This window comes from uncultured Chloroflexus sp. (genome assembly GCF_938091255.1).
GTDB lineage: Bacteria > Chloroflexota > Chloroflexia > Chloroflexales > Chloroflexaceae > Chloroflexus.
In genome coordinates, this window is record NZ_CALLJH010000013.1 from 16,481 (window position 1) to 33,042 (window position 16,562).

Annotated in this window: 13 protein-coding genes and 2 tRNA genes; 4 read left to right on the plus strand and 11 right to left on the minus strand. The window is 57.8% G+C overall.

Annotated features, from left to right (window positions below; all coding sequences use genetic code 11):
- Positions 1-162 precede the first annotated feature (162 nt).
- On the minus strand, positions 163-2,748 hold the full coding sequence (locus Q1A00_RS05580; protein ID WP_299755649.1) for an arsenate reductase (azurin) large subunit: 2,586 nt from the start codon (positions 2,746-2,748) through the stop codon (positions 163-165).
- 26 nt (positions 2,749-2,774) lie between these two features.
- Complete coding sequence (locus Q1A00_RS05585; protein WP_298402835.1) at positions 2,775-3,281, minus strand: arsenate reductase (azurin) small subunit; 507 nt, start codon at positions 3,279-3,281, stop codon at positions 2,775-2,777.
- A gap of 564 nt (positions 3,282-3,845) precedes the next feature.
- On the opposite strand from Q1A00_RS05585, the gene Q1A00_RS05590 reads away from it, so the two are divergent.
- The 4 genes from Q1A00_RS05590 to cysS all read left to right on the plus strand — a co-directional run bounded on the left by Q1A00_RS05590 (position 3,846) and on the right by cysS (position 6,234).
- Positions 3,846-3,933 (plus strand) — tRNA-Leu (locus tag Q1A00_RS05590).
- 13 nt (positions 3,934-3,946) lie between these two features.
- A tRNA-Pro gene (locus Q1A00_RS05595) sits at positions 3,947-4,023 on the plus strand.
- A gap of 416 nt (positions 4,024-4,439) precedes the next feature.
- Positions 4,440-4,883, plus strand: coding sequence for an SH3 domain-containing protein (locus Q1A00_RS05600; protein ID WP_298402833.1), 444 nt, complete (start codon positions 4,440-4,442; stop codon positions 4,881-4,883).
- Between the two features lie 148 nt (positions 4,884-5,031).
- Positions 5,032-6,234 (plus strand): cysteine--tRNA ligase, encoded by a 1,203-nt coding sequence (gene cysS, locus Q1A00_RS05605; RefSeq protein ID WP_298402831.1) that lies wholly within the window; start codon positions 5,032-5,034, stop codon positions 6,232-6,234.
- A 138-nt stretch (positions 6,235-6,372) separates the two neighbouring features.
- On the opposite strand, the gene ftsZ is transcribed toward cysS, so the two are convergent.
- The 9 genes from ftsZ to ftsW all read right to left on the minus strand — a co-directional run bounded on the left by ftsZ (position 6,373) and on the right by ftsW (position 16,352).
- Positions 6,373-7,557, minus strand: a complete 1,185-nt coding sequence (ftsZ, locus tag Q1A00_RS05610) for a cell division protein FtsZ (protein WP_298402829.1) — start codon at positions 7,555-7,557, stop codon at positions 6,373-6,375.
- Positions 7,558-7,579: 22 nt separating this feature from the next.
- A complete protein-coding gene (ftsA, locus tag Q1A00_RS05615) occupies positions 7,580-8,827 on the minus strand; it encodes a cell division protein FtsA (protein ID WP_298402826.1) in 1,248 nt (415 codons plus the stop codon).
- 30 nt (positions 8,828-8,857) lie between these two features.
- Positions 8,858-9,676 carry an FtsQ-type POTRA domain-containing protein gene (locus Q1A00_RS05620; protein ID WP_298402824.1) on the minus strand — a complete coding sequence of 273 codons (819 nt, stop codon included), beginning with the start codon at positions 9,674-9,676 and terminating at the stop codon, positions 8,858-8,860.
- Between the two features lie 30 nt (positions 9,677-9,706).
- Positions 9,707-10,783, minus strand: a complete 1,077-nt coding sequence (locus Q1A00_RS05625; protein ID WP_298402822.1) for a D-alanine--D-alanine ligase family protein — start codon at positions 10,781-10,783, stop codon at positions 9,707-9,709.
- A gap of 259 nt (positions 10,784-11,042) precedes the next feature.
- Entirely contained in the window at positions 11,043-11,951 is a 909-nt protein-coding gene (gene murB, locus Q1A00_RS05630; protein ID WP_298402820.1) for a UDP-N-acetylmuramate dehydrogenase, read from the minus strand.
- Positions 11,944-13,377 (minus strand): UDP-N-acetylmuramate--L-alanine ligase, encoded by a 1,434-nt coding sequence (murC, locus tag Q1A00_RS05635; protein WP_299755657.1) that lies wholly within the window; start codon positions 13,375-13,377, stop codon positions 11,944-11,946. The genes murB and murC overlap by 8 nt, the downstream gene beginning before the upstream one ends.
- Positions 13,374-14,018, minus strand: coding sequence for a hypothetical protein (locus tag Q1A00_RS05640; RefSeq protein ID WP_298482957.1), 645 nt, complete (start codon positions 14,016-14,018; stop codon positions 13,374-13,376). Before Q1A00_RS05640 ends, murC begins: the two co-directional genes overlap by 4 nt.
- The gene (locus tag Q1A00_RS05645; protein WP_298402814.1) at positions 14,015-15,115 is read right to left on the minus strand and encodes a glycosyltransferase; all 1,101 of its coding nucleotides are present in this window, start codon (positions 15,113-15,115) and stop codon (positions 14,015-14,017) included. Before Q1A00_RS05645 ends, Q1A00_RS05640 begins: the two co-directional genes overlap by 4 nt.
- Complete coding sequence (gene ftsW, locus Q1A00_RS05650) at positions 15,078-16,352, minus strand: putative lipid II flippase FtsW (protein WP_299755661.1); 1,275 nt, start codon at positions 16,350-16,352, stop codon at positions 15,078-15,080. The genes Q1A00_RS05645 and ftsW overlap by 38 nt, the downstream gene beginning before the upstream one ends.
- Positions 16,353-16,562: the final 210 nt, after the last annotated feature.

Here is a 16,562-nt window from a genome sequence, read left to right on the forward strand (position 1 = left end):
CTCTCGTTCCCCGGTGAGGAGCGGGGGCACAAGGGCAAACACCAAATGATACGCAGTAAGTGAGTCTAGTCCGTAGCGAAGACAATGGAACCACTCGCACCTAACAGAATGACTCCCGCCCCTGATAGGGGCGGGAGTCATTTGTGACGCACACCGACTGTATCAACTAAACTTATTCTGCTGGAGGAAGCTCGCCGTCTGCTTGATGAACGGGATCGCCCCGGCCACCTTACGGACATTGGCTCGCGTTCCCTTGTACCACGGAATGGTTGTCTTTGGATCGGTATAGCCGGTTGTCAGCGAGTTCGACGTTCCACGCCAGTGGTACATCACCATAAAGATCGAACCCGGTTTCACCGCATCGGTCACGTATGCCATGTATATGGCATTCCCTTCCTCATTGAAAATCTCGATCAGATCTCCGGACTCGATGTTCAGCTTCTTTGCATCCTCTGGGTTAATCTCTGCATACGGCAGCGGATTCGCAATCACCCGCTCAGGCAATTGTCGATCGTGGTACGTTGACTGCCAGAGATGCTGGACCCGTCCGGTCGTAACCCAGAAAGGATACTCCTTCGCCTTGTTCCCTTCCAGATACTTCGCCACCTCAGCGGGATACCCCTCCCAGTCATCCGTGCCGTACCACTTGAACTTACCATCAGCGGTACCGAACTTCACCGTGTAGCGCCGGAGCGTCCCTACCAACTTCTTCGTCTTCGGATCAAGCCGCACCGGGGTACGGATACCCTCCTGACCAACCTGCTTCAGGAAGGCGTAAGTGACGCCCTTGTAGTTCTCGGCCTCCAGCTTCGCTTCGTCTTCCTCACTGACTTGATTGTCCGCAAATTCTTCTGAACCTGCGAGGAAGACATCCTCATCGGTCTTCCAGTTCTTGCCAAACTCAAACTTCGCTGCGACATCATTCTTCTTCTCGGCCCGATAGAGCTTGGCAATCTCTTCACCAACCAACTTGAAGATTTCCCAGTCAGGCTTCGCCTCTCCGGGTGGATCCATGAACTTCTCGTACAACCGCAACAGACGGCTGTTGCAGTTGATAGACGTCTCGTTCGCCTCACCCCAACCGGCAGCCGGCAGTACAAGGTGAGCATCGCGCGCAGTTTCGGTCATGTAAATGTCTTGCACAACCATAAAGAGCGCGTCAGGATCGGCATAGAGTGCCTTCAAGATGGCGTCAATCCGACCTTGAGTCGTGCTTGGCTCACCACTCTCACCTATCGCGCGCGTCAACTTCTTAGTCCGCTCGTGGATGCGCTTGCGGAAAATCTGGTTGTTTGGCGTCGAGAGGTACGGATCGTTTGCAATGACCCAGTAGAACTTACCTTTCCCGCTAGTGAGGAACTTATCAACATTGACGGGCGGACCACCATTGTAGATAGAACCGGGTGTCGGTGATGGTGGACGGACATAACCCTCTTGGTGACCACCTTGGCGACCACAGCCTGTACCGGGCCGACCGATGTTATGCGTCAAGACGGCGAGCTGGACAAGGGCTGCCACTTGGTCATAATTTTTCATGTTCCAAATGATGCCCTTCTCATAAATGGTCAACGTGCGCCGCTTGAACTTATTCCCCTTTGGCTTTGCAATCCAATCGGCCGCTTGCTCAATTTGTGCCTTTGGCACACCGGTAATGCGCTCGGCTTGGGCCATAAACTCGTTGTACTTCACATCCAGCTTGAGGCTCTTCTTCTTGTAATCCTCGAAGAGCTTCATATCGGTGCGTGCCTCTAGATAGGCTTTATCGTAGTAGCCACGCTCCCAAACCACGCGCGCGATCGCGTTGGCCAAGATGTAGTCGGTGCCAAAGTTCGGCTGGAGCAACAGCACCCGATTCTTTGCCACCGCTTCCGCAACGGTATACGAAGATGTCTTCCGTGGATCGATGACGATCAGATATCCTGCCTCGGCAGGTTCATCCTTGTCAAACACCTTCTTCTTCTCGGCAACCGTCGATCCTTGAATGTTCTCAAGAATATGCTGCGTGTAAAGAATGGTCGCCGTTTCGTAAGAGTTCGCTCCCCACAGCACGACAGTATCGGCAAGTCGAGCATCGCTGTAGTCGTAGTTTAGCTCATGCACACCCCGTTCACGGCTACCCCACACCTCCGAGTTGTAGGCCGGACGGTTGTGGATGGCAATGTGCTTGACCGAGAGCGCAGTGAAAAACAGCTTACCCGCACCATAGTTGTCTTCAAAACCAGCACCCGAACCGCCGTGGTCATAGCACTTTACGGCGATGTTATCATCGTTCTTGTCACGATCACGAATACCCTTAATGATACCTGCCATGAGGGCAAGGGCGTCATCCCAAGTAATGGCTTGGAACTGATCACCTACCCGCAACAAGGGATACGTTAGCCGATCTTGCGTCCCGCGATCAAGGCTCCACATCGTCAGCGCATTGGAGCCACCGCGGTAGGAGTAATTGCCCTGATTAATCGGACTATTTGTTGCTGGTACAATCACAATATTGTACTCTCGACCGTCCTTACCAACTGTCGTCGAGTGCATAACCTCGGTGTAGCTCTGGCCTTTCAGCACTGCCTGCGGTTTCGTAAAATCGACTTTGAACGCATTTTCATCTGCTTTCAAGCCGCCCTGCTCGCCGACCGGCCAAACGTACACCTTGTATCCACAACCGACATTGCAAAACTGGCAGACCGTGTTGTACTCAGTCGCACTGGTAGGTGGAAGGGGAACTTGATCAAAGCGCGGAAGAATGCTCATAGAGTACCACTCCTCTTGGGTGTTCGCTAAATGTTCTTCGCTCGACCCCAGATAAGCCCATTAACTGCAGTTGCGTAGATATCACCCTTCTTGTCCACGGTTAACGTGATTTGCGGCAACCACGTACTAGCCAAACCTTGGTACGTCTGGCCCGCTTTGGCTGGATCGAACATTGAGTAGTGACATCTACAGACAAACCGCTCACCTTGGTACTGAATCGGACACCCCATGTGCGTGCAAACACCCGAGAACGCCACAATGTCATTTTGTGGACCGACACCGCCCAGAGCAGGCTTACCAAGCTTCACCAGAACAGCCGGAGTGTTTGCATCAGGATAGTTGAACGTGACCGGCTTGTTAACAGTTAGATCGGCTACATTCCCTACCTTCACCGATTTGTAAGGCAAGCTTGGCGCTAGCCACGGTTTAAGCTTACTTCCAGCCGCCAGTGCAGCCTTCCCCCACGAGGAAAAAAGAGCTGCTGTCATCGCCATGACCTTCAGAAATCCTCTGCGACTGAGCATTCGTTGCATACCATTGCACCTCGCTGTCTTAACTTTTTGCGATCCACGGTGCATCAATATTATCGCATTTCGTTATTTCTGTCAATAGGGTTTGAATCAAGTACACTATGTTCACAAAAACCATTTGATAATTTCGATATTATATACTTAACAATAAAAGATTACTCAGGAACATGACTAGACAAACATCTTTTGTCAAACTATTGAGACATACGCTAAAACCGCCTTCGTTACAAAATCTCTCTCGTTTCCACATAACCGTTTGGCTATTCCTTACAAAGAAAGTATGAAATGTTCAGAAATAGCATGCGAAATGCTCTTACAAGATAATAACACTGCAAAACTGCTCGTTTCATAAAACTGAACTATTTTCTTCCAACCGATATCTTATTTTAAAAAGATGCTATTTGAAATTAAAAACACTTTTATTCTTTAATTTTTGATTAAAATATGATAAATGCTAGTACAACTTTCAGTTAGCACTACAATAATGTTAGGATATTGACTCACTCCATTGTTACTATGCCTCACCTTGACGAACAACGCAATGGCTGCTATAATCTGGACTGTCGCGCCGAAGTGGCGGAATGGCAGACGCGGCGGTCTCAAAAACCGCTGGGGATCAACCCCCGTGTGGGTTCAAGTCCCACCTTCGGCACCACGAAAAAGTATATCGGGGCGTGGCTCAGCCTGGTAGAGCGCCGCGTTCGGGTCGCGGAGGTCGGTGGTTCAAATCCACTCGCCCCGACCAGATACTAAAAACGTCTGTGCGATCGCACAGACGTTTTTGGTTTATGTCCAGCCCTCAAGAACCCTTACCCCAGCCCCGCTCCCACTGGTGCAAGAGCGAGCGTTGTTGGGTTCCGTTGCAGCAATGCCTGTGCTGCCATGCGACTCCCCCCTCGCCCGCCGTCGGGGCCGGGGAGGTGAGAGCCATCGTAACCCTAGCCCAACTCTTCCGCGGCGGGTCATTGCTAGTCTGATCGATGACCTCCCCAAACGGGACTCATCACTCTTGTCACTCAGCCCTGTCGCTACCGCAGGTTTGATGCTAAGATTCCACTCGATCTGACACCCTCGCTTCAGCTACACAATTGGTAGACTGTTAGCAGGGAATATTTGCTGTCATTCCTCACCTCCGTGATCGCACGTGCAACAGGAACTCCTATGAACCAAAAACTCTCTGCTTGGTGGTGGTGCCTGTGGTTGAGCGGTGCGTTACTGCTCACCGCCTGTACTGATCTGGCGGCAGCGCTGCCGCCTACTCCCAGTCCCTTCCCTACCTTAGCCCGCTTGCCGACTGTCACACCGGTGACGCCACAACCAACCCGTTCACCAGTCACGATTGTGCTCGTTCCGCCAAGCACGGTCACACCCACCGCTGAACGCTTGGTTGGGCGTGTCAACGTGGCAGCGAATCTGCGTAACGGCCCCGGTACCTCCTTTCGGATTATCACGGTCGTGCCGTCTAATACCGAAGTGCTACTCGAAGGCCAGCGCGCCAATTGGTACGTTGTGCGCCTACCCGATGGCCAGACCGGCTGGATGTCGGCAGCCGTGCTTGAGGTGGCGCCCGACATCGCGGCGAAGGTACCGGTAGCTACGCCATAGAACTGGCCCATAGGTTTATGATCGAAGAGCCGGCCCCGGGGGCCGGCTCTTGATGAGTTCAGAGCAACGCAGCAATGTTAATTAGTGCTACCATAGTAGAGAGCAGCAGAATCGCGATGCCTGATGGCTTCAGCAAAGGACACTCTCTATGCAGCTTTTTAATACGTTTTCCCGGATCCGCGAACCATTTACTATCCCCACTGACCGTCCGGTAACACTCTACGTCTGTGGAGTAACGCCTTACGATACCACTCATATGGGGCACGTGCGCACCTTTATCGTCTTTGACGTGTTGGTGCGCTATCTGCAATGGCACGGCGCGACAGTACGCTACTGCCAGAACGTGACCGACGTTGATGATCCGCTCTTCGAGCGCGCCCGCCGCGATGGGGTGGATTGGTACGAGCTGGCCGAACGCCAAATTGCCCAGTTGCGCGCTGATTGTGCCGGTCTCAACATTCTGCCGCCCACCTTCTTCCCACGGGTGAGCGAGGAAATCGGCACGATGATTCCGATCATCGAGCGTCTCATCGAACTCGGCCATGCTTACGTCGTCGATGGCAACGTCTATTTCAGCATTCAAACCGACCCCGATTTCGGGCGGATGGCACGTATGGGTTATGCCGAGTTGCTGGCAATTGCCAATCAGCGCGGTAACAATCCCAATGACCCCTGTAAGCGCGATCCGCTCGATTTTGTGCTCTGGCAACGGGGGAATCCGGACGAACCGAAGTGGGCGAGTCCGTGGGGGATGGGTCGTCCGGGTTGGCATATCGAGTGCAGTGCGATGTCGAAACGCTATTTAGGCGATCAGATCGACATGCACGGCGGCGGAGCTGATCTCATCTTCCCGCATCACTCGTGCGAGATCGCGCAGAGCGAATCAGCCACCGGCAAAAAGCCCTTCGCGCGCTACTGGATACACGTCGGATTGGTCTGGCTCGATGGCGAGAAGATGAGCAAGTCGCTGGGGAATTTGGTCTTTGCCCGCGATGCGTTACAGATCCACCACCCCGACGCGATCCGCTGGTATTTGCTCAGCGAACACTACCGCGAGGAATTTGACTACCGGCGCGATGCAGTGGCGCGCTACGAGCAGTACGCTGCCGATCTACGCCGGGCCTTGACCATCAACAGTGGCGACCATAGTTCGCTCGATGTGAGCCGTGGCCGCGCTGATGTGATTGCGGCGATGGACGATGATCTGGATACGCCGGCAGCATTGGCGACACTGCACACGATGGCCGGCATGATCATCGATGCCGCCACTGAGGGTCGCGATGTGAGCGCCGCTCAGGCGATCGTGCGCGATTTGGCAACAATGATAGGTTTCACCCTGCGCGCACCGTAGCGGTGGGTGGAGCACCAAAGCGGGTTTGCGGTTGGGTTTTAGCTTCCCGGCCTCTGGAGTGCGGCAGTCTGACTACCGCACTCCATACATCACTGCTCAAGCGTTAGCCTGCTGTACTCGCTAGAACCGAACTTCATCTCACCGCTGGCGATTGCGATCGCGCCCGCGCAAGAAGGGCGGGATGTCGAGATCGTCGTTGGGCATAGCCGGACGCACCGGTTGCACGGGTGGCTGCACCGGCGCCGGGGTCGTCTGCTTGGGGCGCTGGGCCGGCTGCCCGCCAATCTGCCCGGTCGCTTGGCTGGTGCTGGTCGCTGCGGTTGGATACGAGCGGGTGCGTTGCACGTTGGAGTTGCGGTTCATATCAAAACCGGTCGCGATCAGCGTGATCTTGATTTCACCGGGCGGGAAGTTGGGATCGATCACGGCGCCGATGATAATATTGGCGTCGGGATCAACCTGCTTGGCGACAATATCGGCTGCCTCGTAGACTTCCATAATGCCGAGATCTTCGCCGCCGGTGATGTTAAAGAGCACGCCCTTCGCCCCATCGATGCTGACCTCGAGCAAGGGGCTGGCAATCGCCTGATTGACCGCATCAAGCGCGCGAGTGTCGCCCTTACCATACCCGACCGCCATCAAAGCCGAACCTTGCTGGGCCATAATCGTCTTGACGTCGGCGAAATCCACATTAATCAGACCGCGCTGGGTGATCAGGTCAGAAATGCCCTGAATGCCTTGGCGCAACACATCATCAGCCATCAGAAACGCCTGTTGGAACGTGGTATTCTTGCTGGCCGTTTGCAACAGGCGGTCATTAGGAATGACGATCAAGGTATCAACCACCGGGCGTAACTGTTCGATGCCGGCCTCGGCCACTTTGCGACGGTGATTACCTTCAAAGGTGAAGGGGCGGGTCACGACGCCAACCGTTAGCGCGCCGAGGTCGTGGGCAATCCCGGCGATGATCGGCGACGCGCCGGTGCCGGTGCCGCCACCCATACCGGCAGCGACAAAGACCATATCAGCGCCCTTCAACTGCTCGTAGATATCTTCCTGATTCTCCTCCGCCGCCTTCTGCCCAATCACTGGATTGCCGCCGCTGCCCAAGCCGCGGGTGAGCTTGTCACCGATGCGAATCCGCACCGGTGCCAACGAGTGCATCAATGCCTGCACATCGGTATTGACGGTAATAAATTCGACCCCCTGCACGCCAGCGGCAATCATGCGATCCACTGCATTGCTGCCGCCGCCGCCAACGCCAACCACCTTGATCTGGGCGAAGTCTTCGAGCGAGAAGCCATTGCTGCTCCGATCAACCATGTGCGAACCTCCTTGGGTAGTGTTATGGCAATAATTCGCGCAACCAGCGGCGGAAGCGCTCGTATAGCGAACTCGTATCATCAGACGAAGACTGCTCAAGCGGCCGCCCGCCGTACCGCATTCCCCATCGTAAAAGCCCAACGGCCGTTGCATACGCCGGCGAGTCAAGAGCGTCGTGTAAGCCGCCTAACCCGCTAGGAATGCCGATGCGTACCGGTAACCGCAAATCGTCGCGCAACAAATCGTCGAACCGGCTGAGCTGCGCGCCACCGCCGGTCAAGACGATGCCCGCCGGCAACATGCTCTCGTAGCCGCTGCGCCGCGCTTCGTCGACGATCAACTCGATCAGTTCTTCGGCGCGCGCTTGCAAGACCTGTCTTAGCAGATAGGCGCTGATCTGCTGCTTTTCCCCTACCGTCAACGTCTCGGCATCAATCAGATCGCTTTCGTCACCCGGCGCCGGCGGGTTGCCGGCGATGGCGCTGCCATAGCGCAGTTTGAGATATTCGGCGGTGTTGGGCGGCGTGTGCAGCACGTAGACAATATCGTTGGTAAAGTGCTGACCGCCCACCGGGATCACGCCGGTGTGCCACACCCCGCCTTGGGCAAAAATTGCGAGGTCGGTTGTCGCGCCGCCAATATTGATCAGCATCACCCCGCGCTCTTTGTCGTCATCGCTGAGCACTGCTTCCGCAGCGGCTAACGGTTGCAAGACCAGATCGTCGATCTGGACCCCGGCCCGCTCGACGCTGCGAATCAGGTTTTGAATCGCCATTGCTTCGCCAGTGATGATGTGGGTCTCTACTTCCAACCGTAGGCCGCTCATCCCGATCGGATCGCGAATACCATCGTTGCCGTCGATCACATAGGCACGGGGAATAATGTGAATAATCTCGCGCTGGGTCGGCAATGCTACGGCCTGCGCCGCTTCGATGGCCCGCGCCACATCGTGGCGCGAAATCCCATCGGGATCCTGCACCGCCACCACCCCCCGGCTATTAAGTGAGGAAATATGGCGCCCGGCAATCCCAACAAAGGCATGGTTGATACGCAACCCGCTGGCCCGCTCGGCCTTTTCCAGACTGGCCTCAATAGCCGAGGCCGCATCGTCGATATTGACGACCACCCCTTTATCAATCCCACGGCTGGGCACCATTCCCACGCCAAGAATATTCAGCCGCCGACCATCGCCGATTTGGCCGACGATAGTACAGATTTTGTTTGTGCCAACATCTATCCCGACAATGGTGCGTGCCATGGTTCGTGCCATAGTGTCCTCGCTGCCTGCCGCAGACGGCGCTCACGGCCTGCCGTCGGTGCGGTTTTGGTAATATGGGTTGATCGGTCGTAAATCGAGATAGGTAAATGGTGTACCATCAGAAAGCACATACGCCAATATCGTCAGTTTGCGTTCGAGCCGCTCACTGCGGCCAAACACGATCATCTGATCTTGGGCGGTACGCACAAAGACGCCTAAACCGAAATCCCAGCCGATCTGGGCCGGTTGCAAACCCAACTCATTCGGCAACAACAGAGCCAGTTCGCGCGCCAGCGCCAAAGCGTCGGTGTCGAGCCGCATATTCGGTTCGACCGGCAAATGAGAAGTATCAACGATGACAAGCGCATCGTCTGGCGGCGGCGCCGGCGCCGGCTCAATCACATAGCCCTGCCGGTCAACCAGATAATCGATCCCGCCAGTGCGCCAATAGACCGCCGGCTGGCGCTCGACAATCACAATCCGCGCCCGGTCGGGCAGGATCAGACTCAGCCGGGCATGCTCGACAAAGGGACTAGCCAGCAACGGCGCGATCGTCTGCTCTTCATCAATCAGCCAGATTGGCCGCCCGCGCAACGGGATAGCGTCCACAATCCGCTCAGGGCTAAGAAACTCCACCCCTACTACTTCGACAGTCTGCACGCGGAATTGGCTGCTGAAGAGCGCATAAAAGAGGGCCAAACAGCTCACGGCAAAGATTGCGCCGCTGGCAATCCGCCCGCTGTGCAAGCTATCAAGCAAGCGCCGGCGCCAACCCGGCACAGCCGGTTTATCACTGGGCCGGCGCGCTCGCTGCCGGCGCGCGGCAACTCGTTCGCGTGTGTTTGGCGGATTGTATTCCATAATCTTGTGTATACCCTTCACTCCCGCCGGTTATGCCCTATGTCCGGCCCGCGCTAACGCCAATGCCACCAGCCGGTCGAGCAGCCGGGGATAAGGCAGGCCGCTCGCGGCCCACATCTTGGCGTACATACTGATTGGCGTAAAACCGGGCATCGTATTCACCTCATTTAGCCAGATGGTGCCCTGATCGCGGTCGAGCAAGAAATCAACCCGCGCCAACCCCGCCCCATCAATCGCTTGAAAGGCCTGTATCGCCAGCGCCTGCACCTGCGCGATCTGGACTGGCGTGAGCGCCGCCGGCACAATCGTTTGCGAGCCGCCATCGATATACTTGGCGTGGTAGTCATACCACTCACCGGCGGGAATGATCTCGCCGGGAATGCTGGCTTCAATCTGATCGTTCCCCAACACCGAAATCTCGATTTCGCGCGCCGGGATGCCTTGCTCGACCACGATCCGGCGATCGTAGCGGGCAGCTTCGTGCAGCGCAGCGATCAATTCCGCCCGATCACGTGCTTTGCTGACGCCAACGCTACTACCGAGATTGGCCGGCTTGACAAAGATTGGGAAGCGTAACGCCGCTTCGATCCGGTCGCATACCGACTCGATGGCCGCCAATTCAGCGCGCCGCACTAGCAACCACGGCAACACCGGCAAGCCAGCGGCGGCAAAGGCCGCTTTCATCAAGCCCTTATCCATACCGACAGCGCTGGCCGCGACGCCGCAACCGACATACGGCACGCCAGCCAGCTCGAGCAACCCCTGTATGGTGCCATCTTCACCATACGGCCCGTGCAATACAGGAAAGTAGACATCAGCCGCAGGCAAAGCCCACCCCGGCGCGCCAACTCGCCCTAATTCGCGCACCGGGCCGGGAGTAGCCATCGTAGCACTGGCCGGCAAGCGGGCCGGATCGGCGGTTGCCATCAACGCCGCTAACGCGCCGGTGCCGTGCCACCAGCAGCCGTCTTTGCCGATACCAATGGTTTCGATGTGGTATCGTTTGGGATCGAGGTTATTGATCACGGCATGCGCTGAAACCAGCGATACCTCGTGTTCACCGCTCTGCCCGCCGAAGATGACGGCAATCGTGATCGGTTGGCTCATTGGCCGCCTCCCGGAACCGTATCATCGATCGCTGAACCGATCGTTTTTTGAATAAACGAAGTAGTCAGGAAAATTTTGCGCAGGATTTCGTTCATGTTGATCTTGAATTTGATTTGAGCTAAGCATTTGAAACGATAGCAGACTCAGTAATGGATCAAGCAGGTTTTTCAGTACGCAACTTTTTAATCCTTCTGTGGGCCGGCATCCCACACCCTCTTCCCATCCTCGGAGCGCAGGCAGCTCAGCTCGCCCGCGCCCCCTATCTCCCCACGCCCTCAATCACCCGAACCTCAAGTTGCAACGTTATCCCAAACCGTTCGGCAACAGTAGCGCGAGCCAGTTCGATCAGAGCCAGAATGTCGGCAGCACGGGCTTGGCCGCGATTAACGATGTAGTTGGCGTGGATCGGGCTGATCTCGGCGTCGCCGATCTGTACGCCTTTGAGACCGGCAGCTTCGAGCAAGCGCCCAGCGCTCTCGCCGGGTGGATTTTTAAATACGCTGCCGCACGAACTGCCCGCCGGCGTTTTGCGTTTCCGCTCGGCGGCAATCGCTGCCATCCGCGCCGCCAAGACCGCCGGATCGGCCCGCCGCAGGCGAAAGCGTCCGGCCAACACCAGCGGGGGAATGCCTTCCGCCACCAGATGCTTGAGCGCGCTCTCGCGGTACGCATACGCCAACGCGCTCACCGGCCACTCCACCCGTTCGCGTCCGTTGAGCAATAGCTCGGCAGCAATCAGCACACTGGCGGTATCGCCACCATAGCAACCGGCATTGCCGACAATCGCGCCGCCGATCGCGCCGGGCAACCCTTCGGCCCATTCCAAACCTGCCCAGCCCATTGCCGCCAACCGGCGCGCCGTGCCTGCCATCGGCGCACCTGCCTCGATCCACAACTCTGCCTCATCACCTGCTTCGCGCAATGCCCAGCGCTGGCCGCGATACGACGCGATCACACCGGCAAAGCCCTCATCACGCACCAGTAAATTGGTGCCGCGACCCACCCAGATCAACGGCAAGCCTTGGGCGGTCGCCCACGCCGCCAATGCGATCGCCTCATCAGGGGTGGCCGGTTCAGCATAATAGCGCGCCGGCCCTCCTACCCGCCATGAGGTATGGCGCGCCATCGGCTCATCGGTGTGAAGCGTGATTGGCAGCGTCTCATTCATAGATGGCCTCCGTCTGCGCAGCGCGCAACCGTTCCAACGTCAACGCCGCTACCCGATCGCTATCGCCCGCACCGAGGGTCAAGACCACATCGCCGGGCCGGGCCACGGTGGCGATCAGCGTCACCGCTGCGGTTGGAGCGCCAGCGTAATGGGCAGTGATGCCGTGAGCCACCAGATGCGCCGCCAGCTCAGCCGCCAGTGCCGCCGGATCACCCTGCTCACGGGCCGGATAAACATCGCCCACTAGCACCACCGCCGCTTCTCGGCAAGCATCGGGCCACGCTTCCCACAAACTGCGCGTGCGGCTGAAAGTATGCGGTTGCAGGTAGACGATCACCCGCTGGCCGGGGTAACGCTGCTGCGCCGCTGCGATAGTGGCCTGCACTTCGGTCGGGTGATGCGCATAATCATCAATCACCGTCACCCCCGCCGCCTCGCCGCGCCATTCAAACCGCCGACTACTGCCGCGATACGTTGCCAGCGCCACCGCTGCTGCGCTGAGATCGGCCCCCCATAACGCCGCCGCCGCCAACGCCGCTGTCGCGTTGCGCACGTTATGCAAGCCGGGCACCGCCAACGTCACCCCCGCCGCCAACCGGCGGGCAAATGTCCGCCGGTCGTAATACCAGAGTTCGAACTGCTGGCCAGTCGCGGCGGCCTCCACCCGACTCGCCGTCCAATCGAGTGGGGCCAGCCGGCACGAAACCGGATCGCACGCAATCTGTTCGTCGATCCCATAGAGGCGAGCTTGGCCATCGCTATCCAACGCCGCCGCGCCGGGATCATCGGCGCAGAGCAACAAACGGCGCGGATCGCGCACCTGCCGGGCAAAGGTTGCAAACGCTGCGGCATATGCATCGGCAGATGGGTAGATATCGGGATGATCCCACTCGACGTTGGTGACAATCGCCAGCGCCGGCGTCAGGGCCAGAAATACCCGATCATACTCATCGGCCTCGATCACCAGCGGCGCTGCCGGGTCGCCCCACTGCGCGCTTCCGCCAAGATCGGGCGCCTCGGCGCCGATGAGAAAGCCGCACGGAATGCCACCGGCCCGCAGGGCCAGCGCCGTCATCGCACTGGTGGTCGTCTTACCGTGGGTGCCAGCAACTGCGATGACCGGACGCTGGGCCGACCATGTGCGCCAGAGATCGGCCCGGCTCAGGCGGGGAATACCGAGCGCAGCGGCTGCTTCGAGTTCAGGATGCGAGCCACGAATGGCGGCAGTGGCTAGCACAATATCGGCTCCACGTACATACGCTGCGTCGTGACCCTGCCAAATCTGCGCCCCCCGCAACGCCAACGCCGCCGTCGCCCGATTAGCAGCCAGATCAGACCCGCTAACCGTATGGCCTTGGTCAAGCAACAGGTGGGCAATGGCGCTCATGCCAGCCCCAGCAATTCCGATGATGTGATAGTGACTCACGGCTTCCAGACCTTTGGGAAGTTGAACAAGATCAGCAAACCCAAAATCATAAAGAAGATGGCAATCAGCGAAGGTAACAAGATGCTAACATCAGGCAACACATTCAAGAAGGTCGCAATCGGCCCTTCAAATGTGCCGCCGCCCTCGATAAACTCACGCCAGAACACGACTGCCGCGTTCGACCAGAGAAGCGCAATCAATGCACCTACAAACAGGCCCAGCGGGCGAGCTAGCTTTTCCTTGGGCGGCCCCTTCCAAGCGGCCTTGCTATCAAAAAACATTCCCAGCAAGATCAATGCAATAAAGGCCATGGTGCGAAAGAAGAGTGGCACCTGAAATCCCGGCGTGATCAGCGGGTCGAGCGACGGGGCTAGGGTGGGATCATTCCCGATCAGAAACGCCACGAAGCGCGGCGCATTGACCCACAACCGGTTAATCACCTCAACCACAAATGTACCGCCGCGCACGCACAACACATACGCAATAATTGTCCAAATCGCAAGGGTCAACAGATTGCGCAAACCCTGCTGATAACCGGCATAACCACCCAACGCCATCAGAATGAGCAAAATCGTCACGCCGTTGAGATTAACAGTAATAGCTGTCTGCCCAAGGGGGAGCACCATCCATTGCTCAATCATGCCGAACTCCTCTGCGCGAGGCCAATCAGCGCCATAGCCAAAGCGTGGGCCGCATCAGGACGGGCCAGCGCGCGGCTACGAGCTGCCATCTGCTTCCGCATCCCCCCATCCGTCAGTAATTGCCGCACCGCCTGCGCGAGCGGCCCTTCGGCTGGATCACCATTACCCAGCATCGCCTGATCGGCGACCTTCAGTGCCGCACCGCGTTGCACCAGATAATCAGCATTTTCATCTTGATGCACATACGGATAGGGTACCAACACCGCCGGCAACCCCACCGCCGGCAATTCGGCTAATGTCGAAGCGCCACTGCGGCAGACGGTCACATCTGCCGCTGCCAGCGCCGCCGTCATACTCTGTGCGCTGCCGCTTTCGAGATAGGGGAAGAGCAGATAGCGCGCGCGCAACGCTGGTTCAAGGCGCGCCGCCGCTTCTTCCAACCATACCTGATCGCCTTCGCGTCCACAGACGTGAATAATGGTACAAAGCGGCAGCAACGTTGGCAAGAGTGTAGCAATCGCCCGATTCACGCTCCGCGCCCCCCGGCTACCGCCATAAACGAGCAAGACCATTTGGTCGGGCGCAATCCCAAACGCGGCCCGCGCTGCCGCCCGATCGATCGTAAACAGTTCGGGCCGCACCGGATAACCAGTGACAATCGCCCGGCGGTGGCCTTCGTGCAACCCCAGCCGCGGCAAGGCATCGCTCACGCTCACCGCTGTCAGATCGGCGATCCGGCTCAGCAATCGCACCGCCAAACCGGGTACCACGTCGGGCAGGTAGATCATCGTGGGAATACGCCGGAGTTTGGCGGCAACGAACAATGGCACACAGACATACCCGCCGGTGCCGAGGATTGCGTCTGGTCGTTCGCGACCGAGCAACTGCACGGCCGCCACCACACCGCGTAGCAGGATCAGCAGTGACCGCATTATCTGCACCGGCCCGCGCCCGCGGATGGCCGCTGCCGGCAAGGCGCGAAACGGCAACGCGCTCTCGCGGGCGACAATCCGCTCTTCCATCCCGCCCACACTACCAACATACACTACCTGCACCCCTTCAGCGAGCGCGTTGGCGACGGCTAAGGCGGGATACACGTGGCCGCCAGTTCCGCCACCCGACAGGATCAGACGGAGGGGGTTCGGTTTGGAGGTAACGTTTGGATGTTGTACTAACTGGTTCTGACCGATCAACATGGCGTGAAATGTTCAACAAGATGCCCACTGCCATTAAACAACTGATCAGCGATGAGCTGCCATACGACAGAAACGGCAGCGTCAAGCCGGTAAACGGAATGAGCGCGACCGTGACCGCAATGTTAATAAATGCCTGAAACACCAACCACGATGTAATCCCGACCGCCATCAGTGCCGCGAACGGTGATGGCGCGCGCGCTGCAATCCGGTAGCCACGAGCGGCGATAATGACAAACGCGATCAAGACGGCAAGTGTGCCAACTAACCCCCATTCTTCGCCGATAATCGCATAGATGGTATCGGTATGCGGCTGCGGCAACCAGAGATGCTTTTGCCGACTCATCCCTACGCCTTGACCGAAGATCCCGCCACTGCCTAGCGCGTACAGTGCATGGATGATCTGATACCCCTCGGCGCTGGCCCGTGACCATGGATCAAGAAACGCTTCCCACCGCCCGCTCCGAAAGGTCACGATCAGCGCCCAAAATGCCGTTGCCCCCAATAGCGCCGCGCCGCCGACGTGCAAGAGATTCGCACCCGCAGCAAAGAAGATTGCGCCCCCGATCAAAACTACCACGATGGTGGTGCCTAAATCGGGTTGTAGCATAATTAGACCGCAGATAAACCCTAGCATCACCGCAAACGGCGCTAACCCATACGTTACATTGCCGAGCCGGTGGCTGCGCCGTGAGAGCCAATGGGCAAAGTAGATAATCATCGCCAGTTTGGCAAATTCTGACGGCTGAAGACTGAAAATGCCAAGCCACCCTTCGCCGAAGCGGATCCACGACCGCGCGCCGTTGACCTCGGTCATACTGGCCGGCAAGATCAACACGACTGCCAACAAGACCAGCGCCCCAACCATCAGATGGATCGAATAGCGTTGCCAGATCCGGTGATCGATCCGTTGCACGACGAACATTATCCCAAAACCAATGAGCGCACCGGTAATCTGCCGCAAGGCATAGTAGAACAGATTGCTTTTGAACACCGCCGCCTCGACAAAGCTGGCGCTATAGACCATCACCAGCCCGAACGCTGTTAGACCAATTACGGTCGCCAGCAATACCCGATCAGGTGGGTGCGTGGCGCGATCGAACAGCGGGATTGTAGCAGGTGATGGTTCAGAGTTGGTCATACTGTCCTCTTTCATCGTGCTCGCAACTGTAGACTGAATGTGATACTTCCGTCACCGGCTGCAAGGCGATCGGCGCTGAGCGAGCGATCTTCTGCTGCGAGCGCGGGCCGCTGACCCGCGTCCCTGTCTCGCCCCTTGAGGAGCGGATAGATCATTTGGTCGAGTACAACCGTTGATCGCTGTGCGCTGCCTCAAAGACCGGCTCTGCAC